The following is a 270-nucleotide window of genomic DNA, read 5'->3' on the forward strand; positions in this document are numbered from 1 at the left end:
GGAAATACCGGCAAAGCAATTCAGTCAATCTCGTTCTATCTGAATCGCGGAGGCAAAAACCTGAGCGATGAACAGAAGTCGAAAGTGGAACACGCCAAGGGCATCCTTGAACGCAAGCATGCTAAGGCCGGTGGTGAGCACAAGAAGGACTAACTTGGGATTCCCAATTTTATAGAGTAATCCCGATAGCGTGCGGGACGTTTTTCCCAGGCGAGTGAAGTGTGGTTTTGGGCCTGTACGCTATTTTGGGATGATCGTGCGAAAGCAAGC

1 protein-coding gene is annotated in these 270 nt (G+C 49.6%); it reads left to right on the forward strand.

Features of this window, described 5'->3' with window-relative positions; genetic code table 11:
* The first annotated feature begins 27 nt into the window (after positions 1-27).
* Positions 28-153: a hypothetical protein gene (locus tag AC1RPN_RS08990; protein ID WP_481763843.1), complete on the forward strand. Its 126-nt coding sequence runs from the start codon at positions 28-30 to the stop codon at positions 151-153.
* The last annotated feature ends 117 nt before the right edge of the window (positions 154-270 follow it).

Source organism: Dellaglioa sp. CoH-57-MRSF-20 (assembly GCF_056781955.1).